The sequence below is a fragment of the Streptomyces sp. NPDC051963 genome (assembly GCF_044593495.1).
Classification (GTDB): Bacteria; Actinomycetota; Actinomycetes; order Streptomycetales; family Streptomycetaceae; genus Streptomyces.
This window is the reverse complement of sequence record NZ_JBIUCC010000007.1, coordinates 165,295-188,298: the sequence shown is the minus strand read 5'-3', so window position 1 is coordinate 188,298 and position 23,004 is coordinate 165,295. Positions and strand designations below refer to the sequence as shown.

Here is a 23,004-nt window from a genome sequence, read left to right as displayed (position 1 = left end):
GCCTCACCTCTGTACGGGCCTCAACAGCAGTTTGTGCGGGCGCAGTGTGATGCCCACCCGGGTCCCGTCCTGGGATCCGGACACCTGCTCGAAGCGGTACTTGGTGGCCAGCGCCGCCGTGATCAGCGTCAGCTGGGCCATCGAGAAGTGGTCGCTGGGACACTTGCGGTTGCCCACGCTGAAGGGGCTCATGGCGTATTTCGGGACGTCCTTGACCCGGTCGGGCAGCCAGCGGTCGGGGTCGAACTCCAGGTTGTGCGCATAGGAGTGCGCATCGCGCTGGATCGCGTACGGGCTGTACACGATGTCGGCCCCGGCCGGAATGCGGTAGCCACCGAGTTCCGTGTCGGTCACCGCCCGTCGCGTCAATATCCATACGGCAGGGCGCAAACGCATGGCTTCGACGACGACATTGTTGGTGTGCCTGAGCTTGCGGACGTCATCGAATGCGACGGGCCGGCCGCCGGTGACGGATTCGACCTCAGCCTTCACCTTGTCCGCGTGTTCGGGTTGTTCCGCGAGCATGTGCAGCAGCCACATGATCGTGGACGCCACCGTTTCGCTTCCGGGGGTGAGTATCGCGACGACCTGGTCGTGGATCTCCTGTTCCCCGATGGGGTCGCCATTGTCGTCCTTTGCCTCCAGCAAGGCCGTCAGCAAATCGTCCGGCTTTTGACCGGATGCCCGGCGTTCGGCGACGATCTCGTCGACGAGGAGATGCAAATCGGCCAGCGCCCGGTTGAATTTGCGGTTGGGCGGGAGGGGCAGCCGGTAGAGCGGTCCGAGCGGGACGACCATCCTCCGGTACATCCCGCGGAAGACGGTCGCGAGCGCGACACACAGCCGCTCCGCCCGCTCGTCCATGTAGTCACCGCGCAGCAGACAGCGGGCGGCGATCCGCACGGCTGTCCGGAAGGACTCGGAGGTGCAGTCGACGGTCTGCCCCGGCTGCCAGCGCTCGGTCAGCGCATGCGCCTCCTCCTCCATGATCGGCCCGTACGCCGGGATGGCGTCGAGCCGGAACGCGGGCTGGATGGTGCGCCGCTGACGCCGGTGCCGCGGGCCGTTCGCGGTGGCCACGCCCTCCTTGCCGAGCAGTCCTTCGAGCGACTCCCACAGCGGGCCGTCGATCTTGAAGTCGGTGCTCAGTGCCAGCGCTCCGGTGAGTGCCGGGGTGGTGACGGCGTACACCGTCTTCGGGCCGAGCCTCAACCGGACGACGTCGCCGTGCTCGCGCAACCGGGCCATGAAGGCCAGCGGGTCGCGGACCAGCTTGAGGCCGTGGCCCAGGCCAGGGATCCCGCCGCCCGCGAGGGGCGGCTCATGCAGCTCCGAGGCCCCGAGTTGCGGGGCTTCGGGCTTCACGGACTCGACGGTCATTTCTCACCTGCCGCTTCGTTGTTGACGTACGGGGGCGTGGACCGGTCGTCCCACGAGTCGACCATGTACCGGCCGGACTCGTGGTGGAACCAATAGACGGTGCTGAACCAGTTCCGCATATTGCAGACACAGGCCCGCACGGCAGCGCTCAGTTCCTTTCCCTGCACGGTTCCTTCGTCGAGGTCGTCGGCGAAGCGCAGGGCCTTGTTTTCGGCGACCAGGAAGTCGGATATGCATTCCTCGACACGTCGCCTTACTTCCCCGATCGCCGCTTCCAGCGTCATCCCCTCATGCTTGATGAGGCTGATTCCGAGATTGTGCACCTCATCGCCCGCGATTTCCTTGGGCAGCGAACAGAGGTCGTTGTACCAGGCGGCGAATTCCTGGCTCAGCAGAGCCGCCCTGCGGTAGGCCGGGTGTTTCCGTACGGCGTCCGGCAGTTCGAGTCCCGCGCTCGGCTCCAGCAGATCCGTCCAGATCCAGTGCGCGAACGTGAGACGGCGCAGTGCGAGATATTCCTCGACCGTCGGGACGACTCCCTCGGTACGGTTGTGGAATTCGCGGTCGTACGCCTCGATCACCCTGTGGAAGTGCCGGGCGAACCGTGCGTTCCATGTCTCGGGCAGGAACGAGTACAACCGCACCATGCTGTCCGCGAACCCCGCGACCAGGGGATCCTCGTGATGCAGATGGTCCTCGGGGGAATCGAGAGCCGTATGCAACCGGAACCTCAGCCGCCGCCAGGCGGCGGGCCGGCCGTGCACGATGTCACGGTCGTGCCGGTCGTCCCAGACGAAGAACCACGCGCTGTAGTCCGCAATCGCCTGGAGGACCTCCTCGGGGGCGCCAATGTAGTAGCCCGCCATGAGGTCGGTGTAGCAAAGGCCGTCGGCATATTCCTCCACCTTGTTCGCCGGCATGAGCCGTTTTTCCAGTAGCCAGGTGCGGGTCTTCTCCTGGAGCCTGGGCCAATACGGATGGAGTTGCCTGGGAAACGCTGTCTCGATCACCGGTAGAGAGAGCGATGGTGGAACCGCGACCGCCGTCGGTGTCGATGTGGTGCTGTGCGAGAAAGCATGCACGAACAAACCCCTCTCAGCCGCCAGTTGACACACACCCCTCCCGCTGTGCCGGGCGTGCGCCGTTGCGTATCCCCGCTCTTCCATTCAGCACCACAACTGACCGATCTGGGAACGCATTTGCTCCATTCACTACCCCAGGGTGCCGAGAACGTCCCCTTGTGTGACTGAATATGGGTCACTGGATGCACGCATACGATCGAACGTGCGACGCACACGCGAACGGCGCCTGGTCAGGAAGGGAATCCTGAACAGACGCCGTACGGATGGGACTTGTGGGGCCCCAGTCGACTTCGGACAGCCTCAGTCGGCCTCAGTCGTTCGCGACCACGGGGTAGCGGGGCTCGTTCTCGGCCATCTGCCGCAGCGCGTCCTTGCGCTCGCGCTTGGAGAGCCGGTCGATGTAGAGGTAGCCGTACAGATGGTCGGTCTCGTGCTGCAAACACCGCGAGAAGTACCCGGTGCCGCGCACCTTGATCGGATTGCCCCGCTCGTCCTGCCCGGTCACCTCGGCGTAGTCCGGCCGGGCGAGCGGCGCGTAGGCCGTGGGCACCGACAGACAGCCCTCGTTGCTGTCGTCCAGCCGACGCTCCTCGGCGGGCAGCTCGACGAGGACCGGGTTGCAGACGACGCCCACGTGCCGGACGCCCTGGTCGTCCTGGCAGTCGTAGACGAAGACCTTCAGGTCGACGCCGATCTGGTTGGCGGCCAGGCCCACGCCCTCGGCGGTGTGCTGCGAGGCGAACATGTCCGCGACCAGCTGCTGGAGCTCCTCGCCGAACTCGGTGACGTCCCTGCACTCCTTGTGCAGCACCGGGTTCCCGACGACCGTGATCGGCCGCGAGGTACCACGCTCACGCCAGGCGTTCTCGCGCTCCTCCGCGTCCTCGGTGTCGATGACGAAACCCTCGTCGTCCACGGGGAGCACGCCCACGTGCTGCTGATCGGTGTCCTGCTGCGCCATGACCGACGTATGCCCTTCCTAAACAAAAACAGGGGGTGACTGCTGATACAGGGTAAGGGGGACGCGCCCCCTCAGGGGCGCGGGGAACTGCGCGACCAGCCACAACGGACCCGCAGCAGAACGACGACCTAGCAAACCTCTTCCAAATCCCGCCAGTCCCTGGAATCCGGGCTGTCGGCAACCCACCCGTCCAACAGCCCCCGCACCAACGTCGCCGGCGCCGCAACGCCACACTCCCGCTCCGGCACCCACAGCTGCCCGTCGGTCCGATGCCCGAGCGGCCCGGGATGCCCCGGCTCACTGTGATCGTGCGGATCGAGATGCTCCCCGTCGCCCTCGTCGGACGGCATCCGCGACTCGGAGCACATCCGGCACAGCAGCCGCACGGAGGACGACCAGTCCTCCGCGGCGAACCCCGCATCGGCGGCCAACTGCTCCAGTGCGTCCCGGTCCGCCTCGCTCGCGGCCTCCAGCAGCACGACCCACGTCGGCACCGGAGACGGCGCCCACAGCTCGATCTCGTCGAAGACGGGATAGGCGTGCCCCGCGGCGGTCGTCCGCTCGCCGTGCGGGACGCCGTCGTGCAGCACGACCTCGCCCCAGCGCCGCCCCGACGACGGCAGCGGAATGGACAGCACCTCGATCCGCGCGGGATCGAGCCGCCGCCCCCACACGACCTCGGCCTCGCCCTCCGGCGACAGCCGTACGGCCGCACTGCCCAGGTCCATCCCGACGGGCTCCCCGGCGGCACCCGGAGCACCGGGCACCCGCAGCCCGTAGGCCTGCCAGGCCCGCCGGGCCAGCGGCCAGTCCTGGAGCGCGGTGGCGGCGATGCCGACGTTCCACCAGTCAGGTGCGCCGGTCTCCCGGTCGAGCAGTGCGACGGCCCTGAGGCCCGCCGCCCGGGCCTGCTCCCAGTCGTGCCGGAACTTGTGCAGCAGGGCGAGGTTGAACCAGGACTCGGAAAGCCAGGGCTCCAGATCGGCGGCCCGTGTGAGCAGCGCGCCCGCGTCCTCGTACCGACCGTCCCCGATCAGTGTGAACGCGCGGTCTGTGGCCTGCCGCCAGGAGGCGGAGGGCCGGTGCCTTCCCTTGCCGAAGATCCTCACGATTCCCGCCTGCCAGTTCCGTGGAGTGGGCTGGCTGTGCCTTTCGCGCCCCCGGACACCCTCTCCTGCGCATCAAACCACGTACGGCCGGAGGGGCGCTCATTACCCATGGGTTACCCAACCACGGGCAACGTAAGACTGTCCCTCGACAGCACCCTGGCCAGCGCTTCCACCACCTCGGGCGCGTACTCCCCGGCCGTCGCGAGCCGTAGCTCCTCCAGGGCCGTCAGTTGCCCTCCGGGCCCGGCGTCGCGTGCCTTCTCCTCGTAGGCGTTCACCGCCCGTACGATCCGCGCGGCCACCGGCTGTTCCCGGCAGGGGTCGGCCTGCCGTTCCACGACGGTCGCGACCTGCGGACTCACCCCGGTCTGCCGTACGACGGCTCCGCCGAGCAGCGCGATCCGCCGCTGCTCGGACGGTGGGAGCACGGCCGTGGCCCCCGCCGGGACCGGGTCGACGAGGCTGAGCTGACCGATGTCGTGCATGAGTGCGGCGTACTCCAGGACGGTGAGGTCGGGCCCGGACAGTCCCATGTCGCGTCCGACGGCCTCACTGAGCGCGGCCACCCGTCGGGCGTGCCCGGCGGGTGTGTAGCCGGCGATCTCGGTGGCGCGGGCGAGGGAGGCGATGGTCTGCCGGTAGGTCGTACGGACGGCGGCGTACCGCCGGAAGGACAGCTGGGTGAGCAGCAGCGGGAGCGAGAACACGGGCAGCGCCCACAGCCCGACGACGGCCACCGCGAGCGCCATCACCACGCCCGTCGCACCCACCGCCGACCCGATCCCGAGCATGCCCCGCAGCTCGTCCCGCAGCAGCGGTCCGAAGGGCCAGCGGGTGCGGGAGCGGGCGAGAGCGGCCGCGAGGACGGCGTCGCAGAGCGTGGTGAGCGTGAGCAGCGCGACGAGCAGCAGCGCGTAGGCGGGACCGGCGCCCTTGCCGAACGCGCCCTGGCTGTACAGGGGTTGGAAGCAGAAGGCGGCGAAGGCGACGGTCAGCACCCGCCGGGCCAGATGATCGACCGTCGGCCCCTGTCCTCGTGCGACGTGCGGGACGCTCCCGACGAGCGAGGCGGCGAGCACGACGGTGACGACCTGCGGGACGCCGTGCTCCGTGGCCCGTCCCGCGTCCTCCCCGAGCAGCGCGTACGCGAGCGCCCCCGCGGCCGCGAGCGGCGCGGCCTCCCTGCCCTCGGCCCCGCTCCACCGGGCGAGCTCGCCGAGGGCGACGAGGACGGCGAAGGCGAGGGCCACGGAGCGGTCGTCGAGGCCGGTCCAGAGGGTGACGGCGAGGGAGCCGACGGCCAGGCAGAGCGCGGCGGCGTGGATGAGCAGCATCAGCGGAGGCCGGCGTGGACTCATCGGTGTGCTCCGGGCCGGCTCTGGGCGGTGCGGGCCGGTGGGACGGTGTGTGGTTCCTCCCCCGCGGTGACCGCGGGGTGCCAGCCGTTTCTGCCCAGCGACCGGACCAGCGCCGTGACCATCCGGGGGTCGAACTGCGCCCCCGCACACCGCTGGAGCTCCTCCAGCGCGGTCGCGACCGGCCGGGCCCGGCGGTAGGACCGCGTGGACGTCATCGCGTCGAAGGCGTCGGCGACCGCCACCACCCGCGCGCATTCCGGGATCTGGGTTCCCACCAGCCCGTACGGATACCCGCTCCCGTCCAGCCGCTCGTGGTGGTGCAGCACCGCCGCCCGTGCCTCACCCAGAAAGGCGATCCCGCGCACCATCTCGTGCCCGTACTCCGGATGCAGCTCGATGACCCGCCGCTCCTCGGGAGTGAGCGGCCCGTCCTTGCGCAGCAGCCGGGTCGGCACGCCCAGCTTGCCCACGTCGTGCAGGATCCCGGCGAACCGCAGGACTTCGACGCCCTCGTCGTCCATCCCCAGCTCACGCGCGATCATCATCGACGCCTGTCCGACCCGCTCACTGTGCCCGCGCGTGTACCCGTCCTTGATGTCGACGGCCTGCACCAGCGCCCGGATGGTCGCCTGATGCGCCGCCCGCTCCCGGTGGACCTGCGCGAACACCCAGGCCGACACGCACATCGGCAGCAGCACGAGCAGCGCGGCGAACGGCCCGTACGGGCTGCGCCACAGGACGGCCATCATCAGCCCGGCGAGCCCGTGGACGCCGATCGGCGCAAGGGAACGTAGGAACAGACCGCGCCAGGCCCGCCGTACCGGCACCCGCTCGGCGAGGGTCAGAATGCCGCCGTCCAGCACGCTGAGCACCAGGCAGAACGCGAAGACCGCGCCCAGGGCGGGCAGCAGGGCGTACGGGAAGTCGGACGCCACGACCGCGTCCCGCCCGCCGAGCGTCCAGTGGACGCCGGCCGCGGCCCAGACGGCGACGACCAGTTCGGCCGCCCGCCAGATGCGCCGCAACATCCGCGGCCGCCCCGCGACGGGAGACAGCAGTGCTCCGGGCACCGCGACCAGCGCGGCGGCGGGCGGCGGCAGCAGGAAGGCCGCGGCCAGCAGGACGGGATAGAACGTGCCGAGCAGCCGCCACCGGGTGATCTGCTCGCATCCGGCGTAGAGCGCGGCGAGCAGCGCGACCGCCCACCAGGGCGTGCGCACGGAGGACAGCGGGAGAAGGCAGAGCAGCGCACCCAGGGCGACGCAGGCGACATACGCGCGTGCCCGCGCTGGAATCGCCTCCATGACGCCCCTCCCCGACCGTGCCCGTACCGGCTCAGGAGCCTAGGGCGGCGGGTGAGGCTGCCGCGGGCCGATGACCCGCGGTTAGCACATTCGAGTGACGACAGCCCGTTCCCGGGCGGGAGTTCAGGACTCCTGCGGTGTCACGGTGACGTCGTGGTCCGGCACGGCCTGCCCGGAGCGGATCAGATCGAGCCGCCCCAGGACCTTGGCGCGCAGGTCCGTGGGCACGTCGTCATGCCCGCAGCACCGCTTGACCAGCTTCTTCACGGCCTCTTCCAGGCCGTACTTCTCCAGGCACGGCGAGCACTCCGTGAAGTGCTGCTTGAACTTGTCGCGATCGACGTCCGGCATCTCACTGTCGAGGAACTCGTAGAGATGATCGAGTACCTCACTGCAGTCCGTCTCGTGCGGCTCTCCGCAGCTCATGAGCCCGAGCCTTTCGCTTCGTTCGACTCTCCGGCGCCGGCCGGGACCAGTCCCCGCTCGCGGGCGTAGTCCTCGAGCATGCCGCGCAGTTGACGGCGGCCCCTGTGCAGGCGGGACATCACCGTACCGATGGGTGTCCCCATGATGTCCGCGATCTCCTTGTACGCAAAGCCCTCTACGTCCGCGAGATAGACGGCGATGCGGAATTCCTCGGGGATCGCCTGCAACGCTTCCTTCACGTCCGAGTCGGGCAGGTGGTCGAGCGCCTGCGACTCGGCGGAGCGCAGACCGGTCGACATGTGCGACTCGGCGCGCGCCAGCTGCCAGTCCTCGATCTCCTCGGCCGCGGAGCGCTGGGGCTCGCGCTGCTTCTTGCGGTACGAGTTGATGAAGGTGTTGGTGAGGATCCGGTACAGCCACGCCTTGAGGTTGGTGCCCTCGCGGAACTGGTGGAAGGACGCGTACGCCTTCGCGTACGTCTCCTGCACCAGGTCCTCGGCGTCGGCCGGGTTGCGCGTCATGCGCAGCGCGGCCGAATACATCTGGTCGAGGAATTCGAGCGCGTCCCGCTCGAAGCGCGCGGTGCGCTCCGCCGTGGACTCCGTGCTCGTGCCCTGGCCCTCGGGCTGCTCCGCCTGGCCGTTGTCGGTCCCTGCGTCGATCCCAGTGACCGGACCCACCTCCTCAAGATTCCGGGCAGCACCGAAACCGGTGTCGCCAGACTCGGAGGATAGACGACGACCCGTCCCCGCCGCCCCTCGAATAGGGGTGGTCTTGGCCGCGTGCAGCACCGTCCAGTCCAGGTCAGTGCGGCTGTCACGGCTCGGGCAGATGGTCGAACCCATGCGGCGGACTCCCTTTCCCACGACGTAGGTGCCGGTACTTCGGCACTCTGCTCCGCACAACAGTGGTCCGCAGCTCAACATTCCCGGGCCTTTACCCCAGTGACCCGGCCCACTTCACGACCGCGTCGGTGATGATCGCCACGACTTCGTCCGGCCCGATCCCGGCCCGCTTCGGCACCGCGAATCCATGATCGCCGTACGGGACCTCGACCAGTTCACAGGCGCCCTTCGGGAACTCCTCCGGCCTGCCGAACGGGTCGTTGCCGCCCTGCACGACGAGCGTCGGCACCCCGGCGCCCAGCAGCTCGTCGGCGCGGGACTTCTCGGGCCTGCCGGGCGGGTGCAGCGGGAAGCTGAGGGCGAGGACGGCATGGGCGCCGAGTTCCGTCGCCGTACGGCAGGCGACGCGGGCGCCGGCGCTGCGGCCACCGGCGATCACGGGAAGCCCGGGCTTGGCGAGCGCCGGCCACAGGCCCCGCCACCCCACGTCCAGCGTCTTCGGCGCGGGCGCCAGCTTCTTCCCGGCCACGCGCCAGGGCTGCTCGACGAGCGCGACGGTCACGCCGTGCCCCGGCAGCTCGGCGGCGATCGCCCGGAGGTCGCGCGCCTCGATGCCGCCGCCCGCGCCATGGCTCACCGCCAGCACGAGCCGCGCCTTCCTCGCCCGGTGCCAGGTGATGCGGGCGTCCCCCGCGTCGGTGCTGATGATCTCGGTCGTCACACTAGAAGAGTGTGCCCTCCTCGGGCCCCTCCAGCTCTTTCAGCAGCTCCGGGCCGTTGTTGCGGACATTGCTGACCGCGGTGGTCACGGGGTAGGCGCGCATCCGTCCGGGCGGCGGCGGGGCGAGCAGTTCGCGCAGGTCGTCGAGGTCGGTGCGGGCCGGGTCGAGCCAGGTGTCCCAGCGGTCGGGCGTCAGCATCAGCGGCATCCGGGGGTGGATGTCGGACAGCGCGAACGGCCCGTCGGCGGGGGCCACGGCCAGCGGGGTCTGCTCCGCCTCCGTCGTGATCACCGAGCAGGTCACCCACCAGGCCTGCGGATGGTCGTCGGGCAGCGTCTTGTCCCGCCAGAACTCGTACAGCCCCGCCATGGCGAAGACCGACCCGTCGGCCGGGAGCACGAAGTACGGCTGCTTGCGCGGCCGCTTCTTCTTCCCCTCGACCTCCAGGTCCCGCTCCTGCGTGCCGGTGACCCACTCGTAGTAGCCGTCGGCGGGCAGGATGCAGCGCCGGGTGGTGAAGGCACGGCGGTACGACGGCTTCTCGTGCACGGTCTCCGCGCGGGCGTTGATCATCCGGGCGCCGCCCTCGGGCGTCTTCGACCAGGACGGGACGAGCCCCCACTTGAGCTTGCGCAGCTGCCGAACCGGTCGCTTCTCGTCCGCGTCTTTCAAGGGACGGTCCAGGACCGCGTAGACCTCTTTGGTCGGTGCCACGTTGAAATCGGGCTCCAAGGTCTCCTCGGGCTCCCACTTCTCGATCTCAAAGATTCCTGCGAGATCCTCGGGCCTACGACTCGATGCATACCGTCCGCACATACGTGCCACACTGCCAGACTCCGTATGAACCGAGGGAGCACCCCGGACACATGAACAGCAGCACAGCGACCTCTCTGTGGGACGAGCTCATCGGCACCCAGACCGACCCCGACCTGTGGGTGGTGATCGGGACCCTCGTCGCCGCGGTCGCCGTGGTCGTCCCGCACGGCCTGTGGCGCATCGCCCGCAACGCCATCACCATCGCCCACGAGGGCGGCCACGGTCTGGTCGCGCTGGTCACCGGCCGGCAGCTCACCGGCATACGCCTGCACTCCGACACCAGCGGCCTCACGGTCAGCCGCGGCAAGCCGTACGGCCTCGGCATGATCCTCACCGCCTCCGCCGGCTACACCGCACCCCCACTCCTCGGCCTCGGCGGCGCCGCCCTCCTCGGCGCCGGCCGCATCACCCTCCTCCTCTGGCTGGCCACAGCCCTCCTGCTGGCCATGCTGGTCATGATCCGCAACGCCTACGGCGCCCTCACCGTCGTCCTCACCGGCGGCACCTTCGTGCTGGTGTCCTGGCTGGCCGGTCCCCAGGTACAGGCGGCGTTCGCCTACGCGGTCGTCTGGTTCCTCCTGATCGGCGGCGTACGCCCGGCGTTCGAGTTGCAGGCGAAGCGGTCGCGCGGCGGCGCGGGCGACTCGGACGCGGACCAGCTCTCGAGGCTGACGCATGTACCGGCGGGCCTTTGGCTGTTCCTGTTCCACGCGGTGAGCCTGTGCTCACTGATAGGCGGGGGCAGGTGGTTGCTGGCGATGTGACGCGCCCCGAAGGGGCAGCGTCACAGGGGCGCGGGGAACTGCGCGACCAGCCACAACGGCGCCGCACCGGATAGACCACCCCCTACTAAAGTGGACCCCATGTCCTTGAACCCCGCACGCACCGCCCTCTGGCCCGCCCCCCACGCGACCGGAGCCGTCGACGCGACGGTCCACGTGCCGGGGTCCAAGTCCGTCACCAACAGGGCCCTCGTGCTGGCCGCTCTCGCCAGCGAGCCCGGCTGGATCCGCCGCCCCCTCCGCTCCCGCGACACGCTCCTGATGGCCGGCGCCCTGCGCGAGATGGGCGTGGGCATCGAGGAGGGCGTGGGCCCCAACGGCACGGGTGAGACCTGGCGTGTGCTGCCCGCAGGGCTCCGCGGCCCGGCCACGGTCGACGTCGGCAACGCCGGCACCGTCATGCGCTTCCTGCCCCCCGTCGCCGCCCTCGCCGACGGCGAAATCCGCTTCGACGGCGACCCGAGGTCGTACGAGCGCCCCCTGAACGGCGTGATCGACGCCCTGCGCGTCCTCGGCGCCCGTATCGACGACGACGGCCGCGGCGCGCTGCCGCTGACCGTGCACGGCGGCGGGGCGCTGGACGGCGGTCCGGTGGAGATCGACGCGTCCTCGTCGTCCCAGTTCGTCAGCGCGCTGCTGCTCTCCGGCCCGCGTTTCAACCAGGGCATCGAGGTCCGCCACACCGGCTCGGCCCTGCCCTCCGTCCCGCACATCCGGATGACCGTGGACATGCTGCGCGCGGTCGGTGCCCAGGTGGACACCCCGGAGTCGGGCGGCGAGCCGAACGTCTGGCGGGTCACGCCGGGTGCGCTGCTCGGCCGGGACCTGACGGTGGAGCCGGATCTCTCCAACGCCCAGCCGTTCCTGGCGGCGGCGCTGGTGACCGGCGGCAAGGTGCTCGTCCCGGACTGGCCGGCGCGTACCACCCAGCCCGGTGACCGGCTGCGCGAGATCTTCACCGAGATGGGCGGTTCCTGCCAACTGACCGAGTACGGCCTGGAGTTCACCGGTTCGGGTGCGATTCATGGCATCGATGTCGACCTGGGTGACGTAGGTGAACTCACGCCCGGTGTCGCGGCCGTGGCCGCCCTCGCCGACTCGCCCTCCACGCTCCGCGGTGTCGCGCATCTGCGGCTGCACGAGACGGACCGGCTGGCCGCGCTCACCAAGGAGGTCAACGAACTCGGCGGCGATGTCACCGAGACCGCCGACGGTCTGCACATCCGCCCGCGCCGGCTGCACGGCGGGATCTTCCACACGTACGAGGACCACCGCATGGCCACCGCGGGCGCGATCATCGGCCTGGCCGTGGAGGGCGTGCAGATCGAGAACGTGGCCACGACGGCGAAGACCCTGCCGGACTTCCCCGACCTCTGGACCGGGATGCTCGGGGCGTAGGGGTCACGCAATGCGCCGCTACGGCAAGAACACCGACGAGGACGACATCCGCAGCCGCCCCAACCGCAAGGGCAACCGGCCGCGTACGAACATCCGCCCCAAGCACGAGGACGCGGTCGAGGGCATGGTCCTCACCGTCGACCGCGGTCGTCTGACCTGCCTCGTCGACGACCGCATCGTGATGGCGGTCAAGGCTCGCGAACTGGGCCGCAAGGCCGCGATCGTCGGCGACCGGGTGGCCATCATCGGCGACATGTCCGGCAAGAAGGACTCCCTCGCACGCATCGTCCGTATCGAGGAGCGCACTTCGGTGCTGCGCCGCACGGCGGACGACGACGACCCGTACGAGCGCGTGGTCGTCGCCAACGCCGACCAACTCGCCGTCGTCACCGCCCTCGCCGACCCCGAACCGCGCCCACGCCTCATCGACCGCTGTCTGGTGGCGGCGTACGACGGCGGCCTGGAACCGCTCCTCGTGCTCACGAAGTCGGACCTCGCTCCGCCCGACGAGCTCCTGGAGCTGTACGGCGCCCTGGACATCCCGTATGTCGTCACCAGCCGTGAGGAGTTGGAGAACGGCAATGCGGCGGACCGGGTGCGCGAGCAACTGGACGGCAAGATCACGGCGTTCGTGGGCCACTCCGGCGTGGGCAAGACCACGCTGGTCAACGCGCTGGTGCCGAAGGACCGTCGGCGCAGCACCGGACATGTGAACGCGGTGACGGGCCGCGGCCGGCACACCACGACCTCGGCGCTCGCACTGCCGCTGCTCGGTGGCGGCTGGGTCATCGACACCCCGGGCGTACGGTCCTTCGGGCTGCACCACGTGGATCCGTCCCGGGTCATCCACGCCTTCCCCGACCTGGAGCCGGGCACCGAGGGCTGTCCGCGCGCATGCAGTCACGACGAGCCCGACTGCGCGCTGGACGCATGGGTGGCCGAGGGTCATGCGGACCCGTCACGGCTGTACTCCCTGCGCCGACTGCTGGCCACGAGGGAACGGAAGGAAGGCGACTGACCTCCGCGTTGTTTGTCTGCACGCAAGGTCGGTAAGTGCATAATCGCACCGAGTCCGATCCAAGCCAGACGAAGCAGTCGACGTGTACACACGGGAGGACAAGACATGGCGTGGCTGCTGGTGGTTGTGGCGGGACTTCTCGAAACCGGATTCGCCGTCTGTCTGAAGCTGTCGCACGGCTTCACCAGGCTGTGGCCGACGGTCGCGTTCTGCATCTTCGCGCTCGGCAGCTTCGGCCTGCTGACGCTGTCTCTGAAGAAGCTCGACGTGGGCCCGGCCTACGCGGTGTGGACGGGCATCGGCGCGGCGGGCACCGCCATCTACGGCATGATCTTCCTGGGCGACCTCGTGTCGACGCTGAAGCTCATCTCGATCAGCCTGGTGATCGTGGGCGTCATCGGACTCCAGCTGTCGGGCTCGGCACACTGATTCACGACGCGCGCCGCTCAGACCAACTGCCGGTACAGCGCGCTCCGTACGAGATCCGCGACGCCACCCTCGCCGGGCGGGGCCGCCACGCAGGACAGTGCCAGTCGGACGACCAGTTCGCAGGAACGGGCCAGTTCGGCGGTGTCCGACTTGCGGGCGCCGGGTCCGGACAGCACCACCACGGCACGGTCACGGACGAGGGCCACGAAGTCGCCGGGTGAGGGCAGCGGCCCGTCCGCCCGCCGCTGGGCCGGCACCGCCGAGGAGGACGGCACCGCCGAGAGCGTCGGCGAGGGCAGCCGCTCGCTCCAGCAGCCGGTGAGCATGGCGCCCACGAGCGCGTTCTCGCGGGCCACCGAGGCGGTCCACTCGGCGGTGGCGGTGAGCCGCTCGCGCGCGTCGTTGTGGGTGGCGAGGGCCCGGTCGACACCGGCGAGATAGGCGTCGGCCTCTCTCCGTACGAGCGCCCGGGCCAGCCCTTCCTTGCTGCCGAACTCGTTGTAGAGCGTCTGCCGGGACACCCCGGCCGCCGCGGCCACATCCACCATCCGCACCGCGGCCCATGGCCGCCGCGCCAGCGCCGTGTAAGCGGCGTCCAGCAGGGATTCCCGCGCTGCAGGCATCATCGCCTCCCGAGCCCGACCGACTCTGGCCCCAGATTTGACGCGCACGGGGGCACTGTCAAGGGTTCGCGAGGGCACAAGGGGGCGCACGACCCCCTTCGTAGGCACTCGGGTGATCGTACGGCTGTGCACACCTTTCCCCCACATTCGCCTGTAGCCCGGCCGCGACCGCGAAAGATACGGTTCACACATGCCCGACTACCTCGACGACCTCCGCTTCGCCCACGTCCTCGCGGACGCCGCCGACGCAACGACCATGGCCCGCTTCAAGGCCCTCGACCTGAAGGTCGAGACGAAGCCGGACATGACTCCGGTCAGCGAGGCGGACAAGGCCGCCGAGGAACTCATCCGCGGCCAGTTGCAGCGCGCCCGCCCCCGGGACGCGGTCCTCGGCGAGGAGTACGGCATCGAGGGCACCGGCCCCCGGCGCTGGGTCATCGACCCGATCGACGGCACCAAGAACTACGTACGCGGCGTCCCTGTCTGGGCCACGCTCATCTCCCTGACGGAGGCCGTCGAGGGAGGCTTCGAGCCCGTCGTCGGCCTGGTCTCCGCCCCCGCGCTCGGCCGCCGCTGGTGGGCCGCGAAGGGACACGGCGCCTTCACCGGCCGCAGCCTCTCCCAGGCGTCCCGGCTGCGCGTCTCCGGCGTGTCCAGCCTCACCGACGCCTCCTTCGCGTACTCCTCGCTCACCGGCTGGGAGGACCAGGGCCGGCTGGGCGGCTTCCTCGACCTGACCCGCGAGGTCTGGCGCACGCGCGCGTACGGCGACTTCTGGCCGTACATGCTGGTCGCCGAGGGAGCCGTCGACATCTGCGCCGAGCCCGAGCTGTCGCTGTGGGACATGGCCGCGAACGCGATCATCGTGACGGAGGCGGGCGGCGCCTTCACCGGCCTCGACGGCCGCCCGGGCCCGCACAGCGGCAACGCGGCCGCGTCGAATGGCCTGCTGCACGACGAGCTCCTGGGCTATCTGAACGAGCGGTACTGACCAACACCCTCCCTCTTGTTGACCCTCTCTTTGCCTGTCACTCTGAGAGTCCCGCCCCTTGTGAATTTGTGAAACGGTGAACAAGCGGCGGAGACCCTCAGGAGGTGGCTGCATCCATGCTCGTCCGCGACGCCATGAGCACAGTGGTCCTCACCATCGGCCCGACCCACACCCTTCGCCAGGCCGCCGCGCTGATGTCCACCCGCCGGGTGGGCGCAGCCGTCGTCCTCGATCCCGACGCCGGCGGTATCGGCATCCTCACCGAACGCGACATCCTGATCTCCGTCGGCCTGGGCCAGGACCCGGACACGGAGCCCGCCGACGCCCACACCACCAACGACGTCGTGTTCGCCGCCCCGTCCTGGACGCTGGAAGAGGCCGCGCACGCCATGGCACACGGCGGCTTCCGCCATCTGATCGTGCTCGACCACGACGAGCCCGTCGGCATCGTCTCGGTCCGCGACATCATCCGCTGCTGGGCACCGCTGCGGCAGCAGGTACCGGCCTGAGCCCATGCGAACGGGCCGGACTTCCTGATGTCAGGAAGTCCGGCCCGCTTCGACAAGCGATCCAGTGCTGGTGGGTGTGTCAGCCGCGAAGGGCCTGGACCGCGGCCTCCAGCCGCTTGCCGAAGTCACCGTCCGCCTGACGGAAGTTGTCGATCGCACGCTCGGCGATGTCATCGCGCGAGACCTTGGCGATGAAGCCCGCCAGGTTGCCGATCAGACGCTCCTTCTCGTCCTCGGACATGAGCCGGTAGAGGTTGCCCGCCTGCACGAAGTCGTCGTCCTCGGCGTGCACAGGGGCAGGGTGGTTGCCCGTGCCGCCGTTCACCGCAGCGGCGGACCACAACGGGCGGTCCGTCTGGACCGGCCCCCCGAAGCTGTTCGGCTCGTAGTTCTTGGCGCCCTTGTGGCGGCCGTCGTACAGGGAACCGTCACGGGAGTTGGTGCGCGCCTCAGTGGCGTGCGGGCGGTTGACCGGCAGGTGGTCGGCGTTGATGCCGACGCGGTAGCGGTGGGCGTCGCCGTACGCGAAGAGGCGGCCCTGGAGCATCTTGTCCGGGGACGGGCCGATGCCCGGCACGAAGTGGGCGGGGCTGAAGATCGACTGCTCCACCTCCGCGAAGATGTTCTCCGGGTTGCGGTTGAGCTCCAGCCTGCCGATCTCGATCGGCGGGTAGTCCTCGTGCGGCCACACCTTGGTGAGGTCGAACGGATTGAAGCGGTACGTCGCCGCGTCCGCCGCCGGCATGATCTGCACCTGCACGGTCCAGGTCGGGAACTCGCCCCGCTCGATGGACTCACGCAGATCGCGCTGATGGCTGTCCGGGTCCGCACCGGCGAGCCTGTCGGCCTCCGCCTGCGTGAGGTTCTTGATCCCCTGGTCGGTCTTGAAGTGGTACTTGACCCAGAAGACCTCGCCGGCCTCGTTGTTCCACTGGTAGGTGTGCGAGCCGTACCCGTTCATGTGGCGGTACGACGCCGGGATGCCGCGGTCGCCGAACAGCCAGGTCACCTGGTGGGTGCTCTCGGGGCTGAGCCCCCAGAAGTCCCAGACGTTGTCCCCTTCCTGGCTGCCCGTGTACGGGTCGCGCTTCTGGGTGTGGATGAAGTCCGGGAACTTGATGGCGTCCTTGATGAAGAACACCGGGGTGTTGTTGCCGACGAGGTCGTAGTTGCCCTCCTCGGTGTAGAACTTCAGCGCCCAGCCACGCGGGTCGCGCACCGCGTCGGCCGCACCGAGGTTGCCCGCGACCGTGGAGAAGCGCAGGAAGGTCTCGGTCTGCTTGCCGACCTCCGAAAGGAACCCGGCGCGCGTGTACTTCGTCACGTCGGCGGTCACCGTGAAGGTGCCGTAGGCACCGGCGCCGCGGGCGTGCACCACCCGCTCCGGGATGCGCTCACGGTTGAAGTGGGCCAGCTTCTCCAGCAGGAGCTGGTCCTGGACGAGGACCGGGCCGCCGATGCCCGCGGTCTCACTGTTCTGGTTGTCGGCGACCGGAGCACCGGCCTCCGTGGTAAGCGGTCCCTGCGTCACGTGCGCCTCCTGCGTCGGTTCTGCCCCTGAGCCGTTCCTCTGCCCCCGAGCCGTTCTGAACCGATCCTACATTGGACTTAATCCAAATCAAGCAGTGCTCCAAATTCACACCTATTCGGATTCTGGTCCCCTGCTGTTAAGCTGGTCCGCATGAGCGACCTTCTGGAACGACTGCGCGGCCGCGGCTGGCGGATGACCGCGCAGCGGCGCGTCGTGGCCGAGGTCCTCGACGGCGAACACGTCCATCTGACGGCCGACGAGGTCCACGCGCGAGCTGTGACCAAGCTGCCCGAGATCTCCCGGGCGACCGTCTACAACACCCTGGGCGAGCTGGTCTCCCTCGGCGAGGTGCTGGAGGTCGCCACCGACAAGCGCGCCAAGCGGTACGACCCGAACGCCCACCAACCGCACCACCACCTGGTCTGCGCCCACTGCGGTTCCATCCGGGACGTCCACCCCACCGGCAACCCGCTGGCCGACCTCCCCGACTCGGAGCGCTTCGGCTTCACGGTCTCGGACGTCGAGGTGACGTACCGCGGGCTGTGCCCCAACTGCGCGACGGCGTAACACAACGGCGTAATACGTACTGCTGCGAGCCCCCGGCACTGATCCAGTGCCGGGGGTTTTCTGCTGCGCACGACCTTCCCGTATCTGACGGGTCGTCATATCGTCGGCGGCGCCCACCAGTCCGTTCCGCACTCCGCGAGGAGACACCGTGGGAGAGCCGTATCCGAAACTCAAGTCCAGTGATCTGACCAGAACCTTCGGCCGGGGCCCCGGGGCCGTCCACGCCCTCGGCCCCCTCGATCTGGCCGTCGCCCCCGGCGAGTTCGTCTGCCTCGTCGGCCCCTCGGGCTGCGGCAAGTCCACGCTGCTGCGGATCGCCGCCGGCCTGCTCCGCCCGAGCACGGGCCGCCTGGAGATCCGTACCTCCACCCCTCGCCCGGCCGCCATGATCTTCCAGGACTACGGCATCTACGACTGGAAGACCGTCCGCGCGAACGTCCGCTTCGGCCTGGACATCCAGCGCGTCCCGCGCCGCGAGGCGAACGCGCGCGCCGAGTCCTGGCTGGCCCGCATGGGCCTGGCCGACTTCGCAGACGCCTACCCGGCGACCCTCTCCGGGGGCATGCGCCAACGTGTCGCGATCGCCCGGGCGCTCGCGGTGGAACCCGAACTCCTCCTCATGGACGAGCCGTTCGCCGCACTCGACGCCCAGCTCCGCATGATCCTCCAGGACGAACTCCTGGGCATCACCCAGTCGCTGAGGACGACGACCCTCTTCATCACCCACAGCCTGGAGGAGGCGATCGTCCTCGGGGACCGCGTCCTGGTGATGTCGGCCCGTCCGGGGCGGCTCATCGCCGAACGCCACCCCCCGTTCCCGCGCCCGCGCACCGGCGACATCCGCTCCGCCCCCGAATTCACGACTCTGAAGACCGAGTTGTGGGACCTGCTGCGAAAGGAGGCGGTGCCGGCATGACGACGATCGCTCCCGAACGGGAATCGGTCCTGGTCCGCGCGCCGGGCCCGCACGAAATCCATCCCGTACGCACCCACCGCCGCCGACGCGCCCTGGAACTGTCCCTGGCTGTGGCCGTCCCCGTCCTGCTGGTCCTGCTCTGGCAACTGGCCGCCACCCGGGCCTGGATCGACGACCGCGTCTACCCGGCCCCGTCCACCATCTTCGCGGACGGCTGGGACCGGGCCGCGGCCGGCGACCTGTGGCCGGACGTGTGGGCGACCCTGAAACGCGTCCTGGCGGGCTACGCGGTCGGCACCGCGGCAGGCTACGCCCTGGGCCTGCTGATGGGCTCCCTGTCGCTGGTACGGGCCGCCCTGGAGCCGCTCCTGGACGCCCTGTACGTCGTACCGAAGCTGGCCCTGCTGCCCATCTTCCTGAACATGTTCGGCCTGGGCGAGGGACCGCAGGTGGCCCTGGTGGCGGCGACGGTCTTCTTCTTCGTCTGGATCTCGACGATGTCCGCGGTCATGTCGATCCCCTCCGGCCACCGCGACGCGGGCCAGGTCTTCGGGGCCTCGCCCTGGCAGATGTTCCGGCACGTCCTGCTGCCCGCCTCCCTCCCAGCGGTCCTGGTCGGCGCGCGGATCGCGGCGGGCGTGGCGGTCCTCGTCATCGTCGCGTCGGAACAGATCGCCGCCACGAACGGCCTGGGCCACCTCATCTTCGACTCCCGCGCGCTCTTCCAGAACGACGTCATGTTCGTCGGCATCGTCTGCGTGGCCGTCCTGGGCGTGCTCTTCTCCGAACTGGTGCGTGTCGTGGGCCGGTTGCTCACACCATGGGCGCCACGGGACCGGGGACGGGGGCAGTCATGAGACTTCGTCCGTACGGTGTCATGGTCGTCGTTGCCGGTCTGCTGGCGTCGGCGGGCTGCTCGGCGTCCTCCTCGTCCCGCTCGGAACCCCGTCAGGCGGCGGCGTCACGCACGATCCGCCCGGTGCAGGGCTGCGGGGACACGTCCTGGACCGACCCTGCCGACATGTCTCCGAAGCGACAACCGGCGCGTTGCGAGCCGGGGTCTCCTCAGCCCCGGCCGCTGTCCGAGCCACGGAAGCTGACGATCGCGACGGGGACGCTGAGCGCGGAGTATGTGGCGCCGCTGCAAGTCGCCCTCGACAAGGGCGAGTTCAAGCGGGAGGGCCTGGACGTCACCCTGAAGGTGCTGCCGACGCCGGACGCGCTGCCGTTGCTGGCCAAGGGCGAGATCGACGCGCTCTGGGCGGCCCCGGAGGCGGCGGTGATGAACGGACTGCGGGGCGGCTTCGACATCAAGTGGGTCGCCGGGAACTTCTCCCCCGACCCCGAGTCGAAGAGCGGCCTCTGGGTCCGCCTGAAGGACGGCGAGAGCGCGGACCGGGTGGCCATGGCCGGCCGCAAGCTGGGCACGATGATCGGCAAGGGTTCGGTGATCGCGTACCCGATGGAGCAGGCCCTGGAGCAGCACGGCGGCGGCCTGGACAAGATCCAGTACCAGCAGTTGGGCTCCGCCGACGTCCTCACCGCCCTCCAGAACGGTGGCGTCGACTCCGCCTGGCTCCTCGACCCGGTCTGGCGCAAGGTCGACGGCACGCCCGGATACGCCTTCCTGGGCGGCCAGCCCCTCGGCGAGCCCCTGGGCGGCATGCTGTACGGCCCGAGCCTGCTGAACGACGACGTGGACGCGGGGGTGGCCCTGATCCGGGCCTACATCCGCACGGTGAACTCGTACTTCGCATCCGACTACAAGAAGAATGCGACCTTCGTCACATACTTGGCGAATCTTCTGAAGGCCGACCAGGAGATCCTCGAATCGACGCCGTCCCTCCGCATGGACTGGGAGATCCGCGCGGGCACGACGGACCGCCTCCAGTCCGCGTACGGCGCCCAGGGCGTCGCGGACGGCGATCCCCTACCGGAATCCCGGACGGTGGACCGGTCCCTCTACGAGGAGGCAGTGGGCCATCGCCCCTGACACACACCCAGGGCCCGGATCAAATGATCCGGGCCCTGGGCCTTCAGTAGCGGGGACAGGATTTGAACCTGCGACCTCTGGGTTATGAGCCCAGCGAGCTACCGAGCTGCTCCACCCCGCGTCGATGAATGGAACATTACGTCAAGGACGCGGACAGAGGCAAATCGCTTTACGGCGCCGCTGAGCTGGGGGGGTGGAGGGCAGGCGCGGCGTCACGCCGACAGCTCCTCCCGCAGAGCGTCCCGCAACCGCCTCGCCCGTTCGGACACCTCGGCCGGCCCGAGCGTCACCGCCCGATCCGCCCAGCGCTTCCCCTCCGCGAGCTCGCCACGACGCGCGTAGACCAGGGCAAGCCGCAACGCCGCCCGCCCATGCCCCGCGTCGGCGGCCCGAGCCCACCACACCGCCGCCTCGGGCTCACTCCCCTCCCGAACCAACAGCAGCCCGAGATTGAACGCCCCGTTGCGGGACCCGGCCTCGGCGGCCTCCCGGTACCACCGGGCCGCCTCCACCACATCGCCCCGCGCGGCGGCCAGCATTCCGACCCGCACCTGCGCCCGACGGTGCCCTTGGGACGCCGCCCGCTCGTACCACTCCTCGCACTCGGTCCGCTCCCGCACCGGCTCCCCGAGCTCATGCGCGGGCTCGGGCGGCCGCCGCGCATCCAGCACGGTCGCCAGCCGATACGCGGCCTCGGCGCTGCCGCCGCCCGCCGCACACCTCAGATGCCGCTCGGCCGCCCGCTCGTCCCCCTCCCGCAGCCGCGCCATACCGACCTGAAGCGCCGCCTCCGTGTGCCCGGCGGCCGCGGCACGCTCGTAGCACCGCAGCGCGACCCCGTCCTCACCCCGCCCGGCGTACAGGATCCCGAGGTTGAACGCCGCGTCCACGCTCCCGGCCTCCGCGGCCTTGGAGAACCACGGTTCGGCGCCCGCCGTGTCGCCGCCCTGGAGCAGCAGGATCGCGAGCGCGTTCGCCGCCTCGCGGTGCCCTGCGTACGCCGCACGCCGGTACCACTGCTCGGCCTGGGCGGTCCTGCCCTGCTCGGCGCAGAGCAGCCCGAGGTTGTACGCGCCGTTGACGTCACCGGCGTCCATCGCGGCCCGGTACCACCGCTCGGCGGTCTGGGTCTCGCCGCGCTCGGCGTGCAGCGCGCCCAGTGCGTTGGCCGCGTTGCCGTCGCCGTCCTGGGCGGCCCGCAGCCACCACACGGCGGCGCTCTCGGAGTCGCCGGCGTCCCGCAGCAGGAACCCGAGCGCGCAGGCGGCCCGCGCCTCCCCGTCCTTGGCGGACGTCAGATACCAGCGCCCGGCCTCCTTGAGTTGACCGCGCTTCTCCAGGATCGCCCCGAGGTGCAGCGCGGCCCGCCGGTGTCCGCGCGCGGCGGCCTGCCGGTACCACTGCTCGGCCTCCGCCACGAGGGAGGCGCCAACGCCGTCGTCCGAGCCGTTCTCCCCCTCGCTCACGGCGTTGCGATCGATCGTCCGCGCCAGCCGGTATGCCGCCTCCCGGTGCCCCCGCTCGGCGGCGGCCCGCATCCAGGCCTCGGCTCCGTCGTCGCCGCGGTGCTCCAGCAGGTCGGCGAGCGCGTACGCGCCGAGGGCATGGCCCTGTTCGGCGGACTGGCGCAGCCAGTACTCGGAGGCGGGCTCGTCGCCGCGCTCCCGGTGGTGACGGCCCAGGGCGTGCGCGGCCGCCGCGGACCCGGCGACGGCGGCGATGCGCCACCAGCCGGCGGCCTCGTCGGCGTACCCCCGCTGGTGCAGGAGGACACCCAGGTTGTTGGCGGCGGCCCGGTCGCCTGCGGCGGTGGCGGCACGCAGATGGGCTTCGGCTCCGTCGAGATCACCGCGGCGCAGCAGCATGGCACCGAGGACGCTCATCGCCTCGACGTCGCCCGTCTCGGCGGCGAGCCGCTGGCGGGCCTCCTCGGCGGCCTCACCGGTTTCGTCCCGGTCCGCGGACTGAACGAAATCGCTCACACGACGCTCGAAGTCGGTCGCCTGCTGCTCGAAGTCGCCCACCGGCTGCGTGAGTCCGGTCGCGGGCCGGGGGATTCCGGGCACGGACATTTCGCCCGTCGACTGCGAAACGTCGGCAGGCTCCCCAAACCGCCCTGTCTCCAACAGAGTTGCCTTGTCCCCCATAACGTCCATCGTCGCACCACCTGCAACCTGGGTACACCTGGTATACCGCAGCCAGTGAGGTCACTTCAGCGTTTTGTCGACATGCCCACAGAACGAC

General features: G+C 70.2%; 23 protein-coding genes and 1 tRNA gene. 10 read left to right on the top strand and 14 right to left on the bottom strand.

The features are described 5' to 3' along the window. Positions 1–3: 3 nt before the first annotated feature. The 10 genes from ACIHFB_RS28875 to ACIHFB_RS28830 all read right to left on the bottom strand — a co-directional run bounded on the left by ACIHFB_RS28875 (position 4) and on the right by ACIHFB_RS28830 (position 10,003). The gene (locus ACIHFB_RS28875) at positions 4–1,380 is read right to left on the bottom strand and encodes a cytochrome P450 (RefSeq protein ID WP_400128444.1); all 1,377 of its coding nucleotides are present in this window, start codon (positions 1,378–1,380) and stop codon (positions 4–6) included. After that, positions 1,377–2,462, bottom strand: coding sequence for an epi-isozizaene synthase (gene cyc1, locus ACIHFB_RS28870; RefSeq protein WP_400128442.1), 1,086 nt, complete (start codon positions 2,460–2,462; stop codon positions 1,377–1,379). The genes ACIHFB_RS28875 and cyc1 overlap by 4 nt, the downstream gene beginning before the upstream one ends. A gap of 310 nt (positions 2,463–2,772) precedes the next feature. After that, positions 2,773–3,423, bottom strand: coding sequence for a peptide deformylase (gene def, locus ACIHFB_RS28865; protein ID WP_365283999.1), 651 nt, complete (start codon positions 3,421–3,423; stop codon positions 2,773–2,775). Positions 3,424–3,551: 128 nt separating this feature from the next. Then, positions 3,552–4,532 carry a hypothetical protein gene (locus tag ACIHFB_RS28860; RefSeq protein ID WP_365284001.1) on the bottom strand — a complete coding sequence of 327 codons (981 nt, stop codon included), beginning with the start codon at positions 4,530–4,532 and terminating at the stop codon, positions 3,552–3,554. 113 nt (positions 4,533–4,645) lie between these two features. Continuing rightward, positions 4,646–5,890, bottom strand: a complete 1,245-nt coding sequence (locus tag ACIHFB_RS28855; protein ID WP_400128439.1) for an HD-GYP domain-containing protein — start codon at positions 5,888–5,890, stop codon at positions 4,646–4,648. Continuing rightward, positions 5,887–7,194, bottom strand: coding sequence for an HD-GYP domain-containing protein (locus tag ACIHFB_RS28850; RefSeq protein WP_400128437.1), 1,308 nt, complete (start codon positions 7,192–7,194; stop codon positions 5,887–5,889). The genes ACIHFB_RS28855 and ACIHFB_RS28850 overlap by 4 nt, the downstream gene beginning before the upstream one ends. Positions 7,195–7,317: 123 nt before the next feature. Then, on the bottom strand, positions 7,318–7,620 hold the full coding sequence (rsrA, locus tag ACIHFB_RS28845; protein ID WP_365284007.1) for a mycothiol system anti-sigma-R factor: 303 nt from the start codon (positions 7,618–7,620) through the stop codon (positions 7,318–7,320). After that, positions 7,617–8,300, bottom strand: a complete 684-nt coding sequence (sigR, locus tag ACIHFB_RS28840; RefSeq protein ID WP_221225818.1) for an RNA polymerase sigma factor SigR — start codon at positions 8,298–8,300, stop codon at positions 7,617–7,619. Before sigR ends, rsrA begins: the two co-directional genes overlap by 4 nt. 256 nt (positions 8,301–8,556) lie before the next feature. Then, the gene (locus ACIHFB_RS28835; protein WP_400128435.1) at positions 8,557–9,186 is read right to left on the bottom strand and encodes an alpha/beta family hydrolase; all 630 of its coding nucleotides are present in this window, start codon (positions 9,184–9,186) and stop codon (positions 8,557–8,559) included. Position 9,187: 1 nt separating this feature from the next. Further along, the gene (locus ACIHFB_RS28830; RefSeq protein WP_365284013.1) at positions 9,188–10,003 is read right to left on the bottom strand and encodes an SOS response-associated peptidase; all 816 of its coding nucleotides are present in this window, start codon (positions 10,001–10,003) and stop codon (positions 9,188–9,190) included. 50 nt (positions 10,004–10,053) lie between these two features. Here ACIHFB_RS28830 and ACIHFB_RS28825 point away from each other — a divergent pair, with 50 nt between their 5' ends. The 4 genes from ACIHFB_RS28825 (at position 10,054) to ACIHFB_RS28810 (ending at position 13,630) form a co-directional block, all read left to right on the top strand. Next, positions 10,054–10,767 (top strand): M50 family metallopeptidase, encoded by a 714-nt coding sequence (locus ACIHFB_RS28825; RefSeq protein ID WP_400128432.1) that lies wholly within the window; start codon positions 10,054–10,056, stop codon positions 10,765–10,767. 99 nt (positions 10,768–10,866) lie between these two features. After that, positions 10,867–12,183 (top strand): 3-phosphoshikimate 1-carboxyvinyltransferase, encoded by a 1,317-nt coding sequence (gene aroA / locus ACIHFB_RS28820; protein WP_365284017.1) that lies wholly within the window; start codon positions 10,867–10,869, stop codon positions 12,181–12,183. A gap of 10 nt (positions 12,184–12,193) precedes the next feature. Then, a complete protein-coding gene (gene rsgA / locus ACIHFB_RS28815; RefSeq protein WP_365284019.1) occupies positions 12,194–13,201 on the top strand; it encodes a ribosome small subunit-dependent GTPase A in 1,008 nt (335 codons plus the stop codon). Positions 13,202–13,306: 105 nt separating this feature from the next. Further along, positions 13,307–13,630 carry a multidrug efflux SMR transporter gene (locus ACIHFB_RS28810; protein ID WP_353690240.1) on the top strand — a complete coding sequence of 108 codons (324 nt, stop codon included), beginning with the start codon at positions 13,307–13,309 and terminating at the stop codon, positions 13,628–13,630. Between the two features lie 17 nt (positions 13,631–13,647). Here ACIHFB_RS28810 and ACIHFB_RS28805 read toward each other — a convergent pair whose 3' ends face one another. Further along, positions 13,648–14,256: a helix-turn-helix domain-containing protein gene (locus ACIHFB_RS28805; RefSeq protein WP_365284021.1), complete on the bottom strand. Its 609-nt coding sequence runs from the start codon at positions 14,254–14,256 to the stop codon at positions 13,648–13,650. A 187-nt stretch (positions 14,257–14,443) separates the two neighbouring features. On the opposite strand from ACIHFB_RS28805, the gene hisN reads away from it, so the two are divergent. Both hisN and ACIHFB_RS28795 read left to right on the top strand, forming a co-directional pair. Then, the gene (gene hisN, locus ACIHFB_RS28800; protein ID WP_365284023.1) at positions 14,444–15,244 is read left to right on the top strand and encodes a histidinol-phosphatase; all 801 of its coding nucleotides are present in this window, start codon (positions 14,444–14,446) and stop codon (positions 15,242–15,244) included. Positions 15,245–15,360: 116 nt separating this feature from the next. Then, positions 15,361–15,753 carry a CBS domain-containing protein gene (locus ACIHFB_RS28795; RefSeq protein ID WP_365284054.1) on the top strand — a complete coding sequence of 131 codons (393 nt, stop codon included), beginning with the start codon at positions 15,361–15,363 and terminating at the stop codon, positions 15,751–15,753. A gap of 79 nt (positions 15,754–15,832) precedes the next feature. Here the strand turns inward: ACIHFB_RS28795 and ACIHFB_RS28790 are convergent, their stop codons facing one another. Continuing rightward, positions 15,833–17,284 (bottom strand): catalase, encoded by a 1,452-nt coding sequence (locus ACIHFB_RS28790; RefSeq protein ID WP_400128428.1) that lies wholly within the window; start codon positions 17,282–17,284, stop codon positions 15,833–15,835. Between the two features lie 150 nt (positions 17,285–17,434). Here ACIHFB_RS28790 and ACIHFB_RS28785 point away from each other — a divergent pair, with 150 nt between their 5' ends. From ACIHFB_RS28785 to ACIHFB_RS28770, 4 genes are all read left to right on the top strand, one after another. Continuing rightward, positions 17,435–17,851 (top strand): Fur family transcriptional regulator, encoded by a 417-nt coding sequence (locus ACIHFB_RS28785; RefSeq protein ID WP_210585744.1) that lies wholly within the window; start codon positions 17,435–17,437, stop codon positions 17,849–17,851. A 148-nt stretch (positions 17,852–17,999) separates the two neighbouring features. Continuing rightward, the gene (locus ACIHFB_RS28780) at positions 18,000–18,767 is read left to right on the top strand and encodes an ABC transporter ATP-binding protein (protein ID WP_400128426.1); all 768 of its coding nucleotides are present in this window, start codon (positions 18,000–18,002) and stop codon (positions 18,765–18,767) included. Then, the gene (locus tag ACIHFB_RS28775; protein WP_365284028.1) at positions 18,764–19,624 is read left to right on the top strand and encodes an ABC transporter permease; all 861 of its coding nucleotides are present in this window, start codon (positions 18,764–18,766) and stop codon (positions 19,622–19,624) included. The genes ACIHFB_RS28780 and ACIHFB_RS28775 overlap by 4 nt, the downstream gene beginning before the upstream one ends. Beyond that, on the top strand, positions 19,621–20,760 hold the full coding sequence (locus ACIHFB_RS28770; protein WP_400128423.1) for an ABC transporter substrate-binding protein: 1,140 nt from the start codon (positions 19,621–19,623) through the stop codon (positions 20,758–20,760). Before ACIHFB_RS28775 ends, ACIHFB_RS28770 begins: the two co-directional genes overlap by 4 nt. 47 nt (positions 20,761–20,807) lie before the next feature. Here ACIHFB_RS28770 and ACIHFB_RS28765 read toward each other — a convergent pair. Together ACIHFB_RS28765 and ACIHFB_RS28760 are read right to left on the bottom strand one after the other, a co-directional pair. Further along, positions 20,808–20,881, bottom strand: a tRNA-Met gene (locus ACIHFB_RS28765). A gap of 91 nt (positions 20,882–20,972) precedes the next feature. Beyond that, complete coding sequence (locus tag ACIHFB_RS28760; RefSeq protein ID WP_400128421.1) at positions 20,973–22,916, bottom strand: sel1 repeat family protein; 1,944 nt, start codon at positions 22,914–22,916, stop codon at positions 20,973–20,975. Positions 22,917–23,004: the final 88 nt, after the last annotated feature.

Bases quoted from the DNA above. Each gene is read 5' to 3' on its own strand.
- ACIHFB_RS28875 (WP_400128444.1), bottom strand. From the start codon at position 1,380: ATGACCGTCGAGTCCGTGAAGCCCGAAGCCCCGCAACTCGGGGCCTCG.
- def (WP_365283999.1), bottom strand. From the start codon at position 3,423: ATGGCGCAGCAGGACACCGATCAGCAGCACGTGGGCGTGCTCCCCGTG.
- ACIHFB_RS28855 (WP_400128439.1), bottom strand. From the start codon at position 5,890: ATGAGTCCACGCCGGCCTCCGCTGATGCTGCTCATCCACGCCGCCGCG.
- ACIHFB_RS28850 (WP_400128437.1), bottom strand. From the start codon at position 7,194: ATGGAGGCGATTCCAGCGCGGGCACGCGCGTATGTCGCCTGCGTCGCC.
- rsrA (WP_365284007.1), bottom strand. From the start codon at position 7,620: ATGAGCTGCGGAGAGCCGCACGAGACGGACTGCAGTGAGGTACTCGAT.
- ACIHFB_RS28830 (WP_365284013.1), bottom strand. From the start codon at position 10,003: ATGTGCGGACGGTATGCATCGAGTCGTAGGCCCGAGGATCTCGCAGGA.
- ACIHFB_RS28825 (WP_400128432.1), top strand. From the start codon at position 10,054: ATGAACAGCAGCACAGCGACCTCTCTGTGGGACGAGCTCATCGGCACC.
- aroA (WP_365284017.1), top strand. From the start codon at position 10,867: ATGTCCTTGAACCCCGCACGCACCGCCCTCTGGCCCGCCCCCCACGCG.
- rsgA (WP_365284019.1), top strand. From the start codon at position 12,194: ATGCGCCGCTACGGCAAGAACACCGACGAGGACGACATCCGCAGCCGC.
- ACIHFB_RS28810 (WP_353690240.1), top strand. From the start codon at position 13,307: ATGGCGTGGCTGCTGGTGGTTGTGGCGGGACTTCTCGAAACCGGATTC.
- ACIHFB_RS28805 (WP_365284021.1), bottom strand. From the start codon at position 14,256: ATGATGCCTGCAGCGCGGGAATCCCTGCTGGACGCCGCTTACACGGCG.
- hisN (WP_365284023.1), top strand. From the start codon at position 14,444: ATGCCCGACTACCTCGACGACCTCCGCTTCGCCCACGTCCTCGCGGAC.
- ACIHFB_RS28795 (WP_365284054.1), top strand. From the start codon at position 15,361: ATGCTCGTCCGCGACGCCATGAGCACAGTGGTCCTCACCATCGGCCCG.
- ACIHFB_RS28785 (WP_210585744.1), top strand. From the start codon at position 17,435: ATGAGCGACCTTCTGGAACGACTGCGCGGCCGCGGCTGGCGGATGACC.
- ACIHFB_RS28775 (WP_365284028.1), top strand. From the start codon at position 18,764: ATGACGACGATCGCTCCCGAACGGGAATCGGTCCTGGTCCGCGCGCCG.
- ACIHFB_RS28770 (WP_400128423.1), top strand. From the start codon at position 19,621: ATGAGACTTCGTCCGTACGGTGTCATGGTCGTCGTTGCCGGTCTGCTG.
- ACIHFB_RS28760 (WP_400128421.1), bottom strand. From the start codon at position 22,916: ATGGACGTTATGGGGGACAAGGCAACTCTGTTGGAGACAGGGCGGTTT.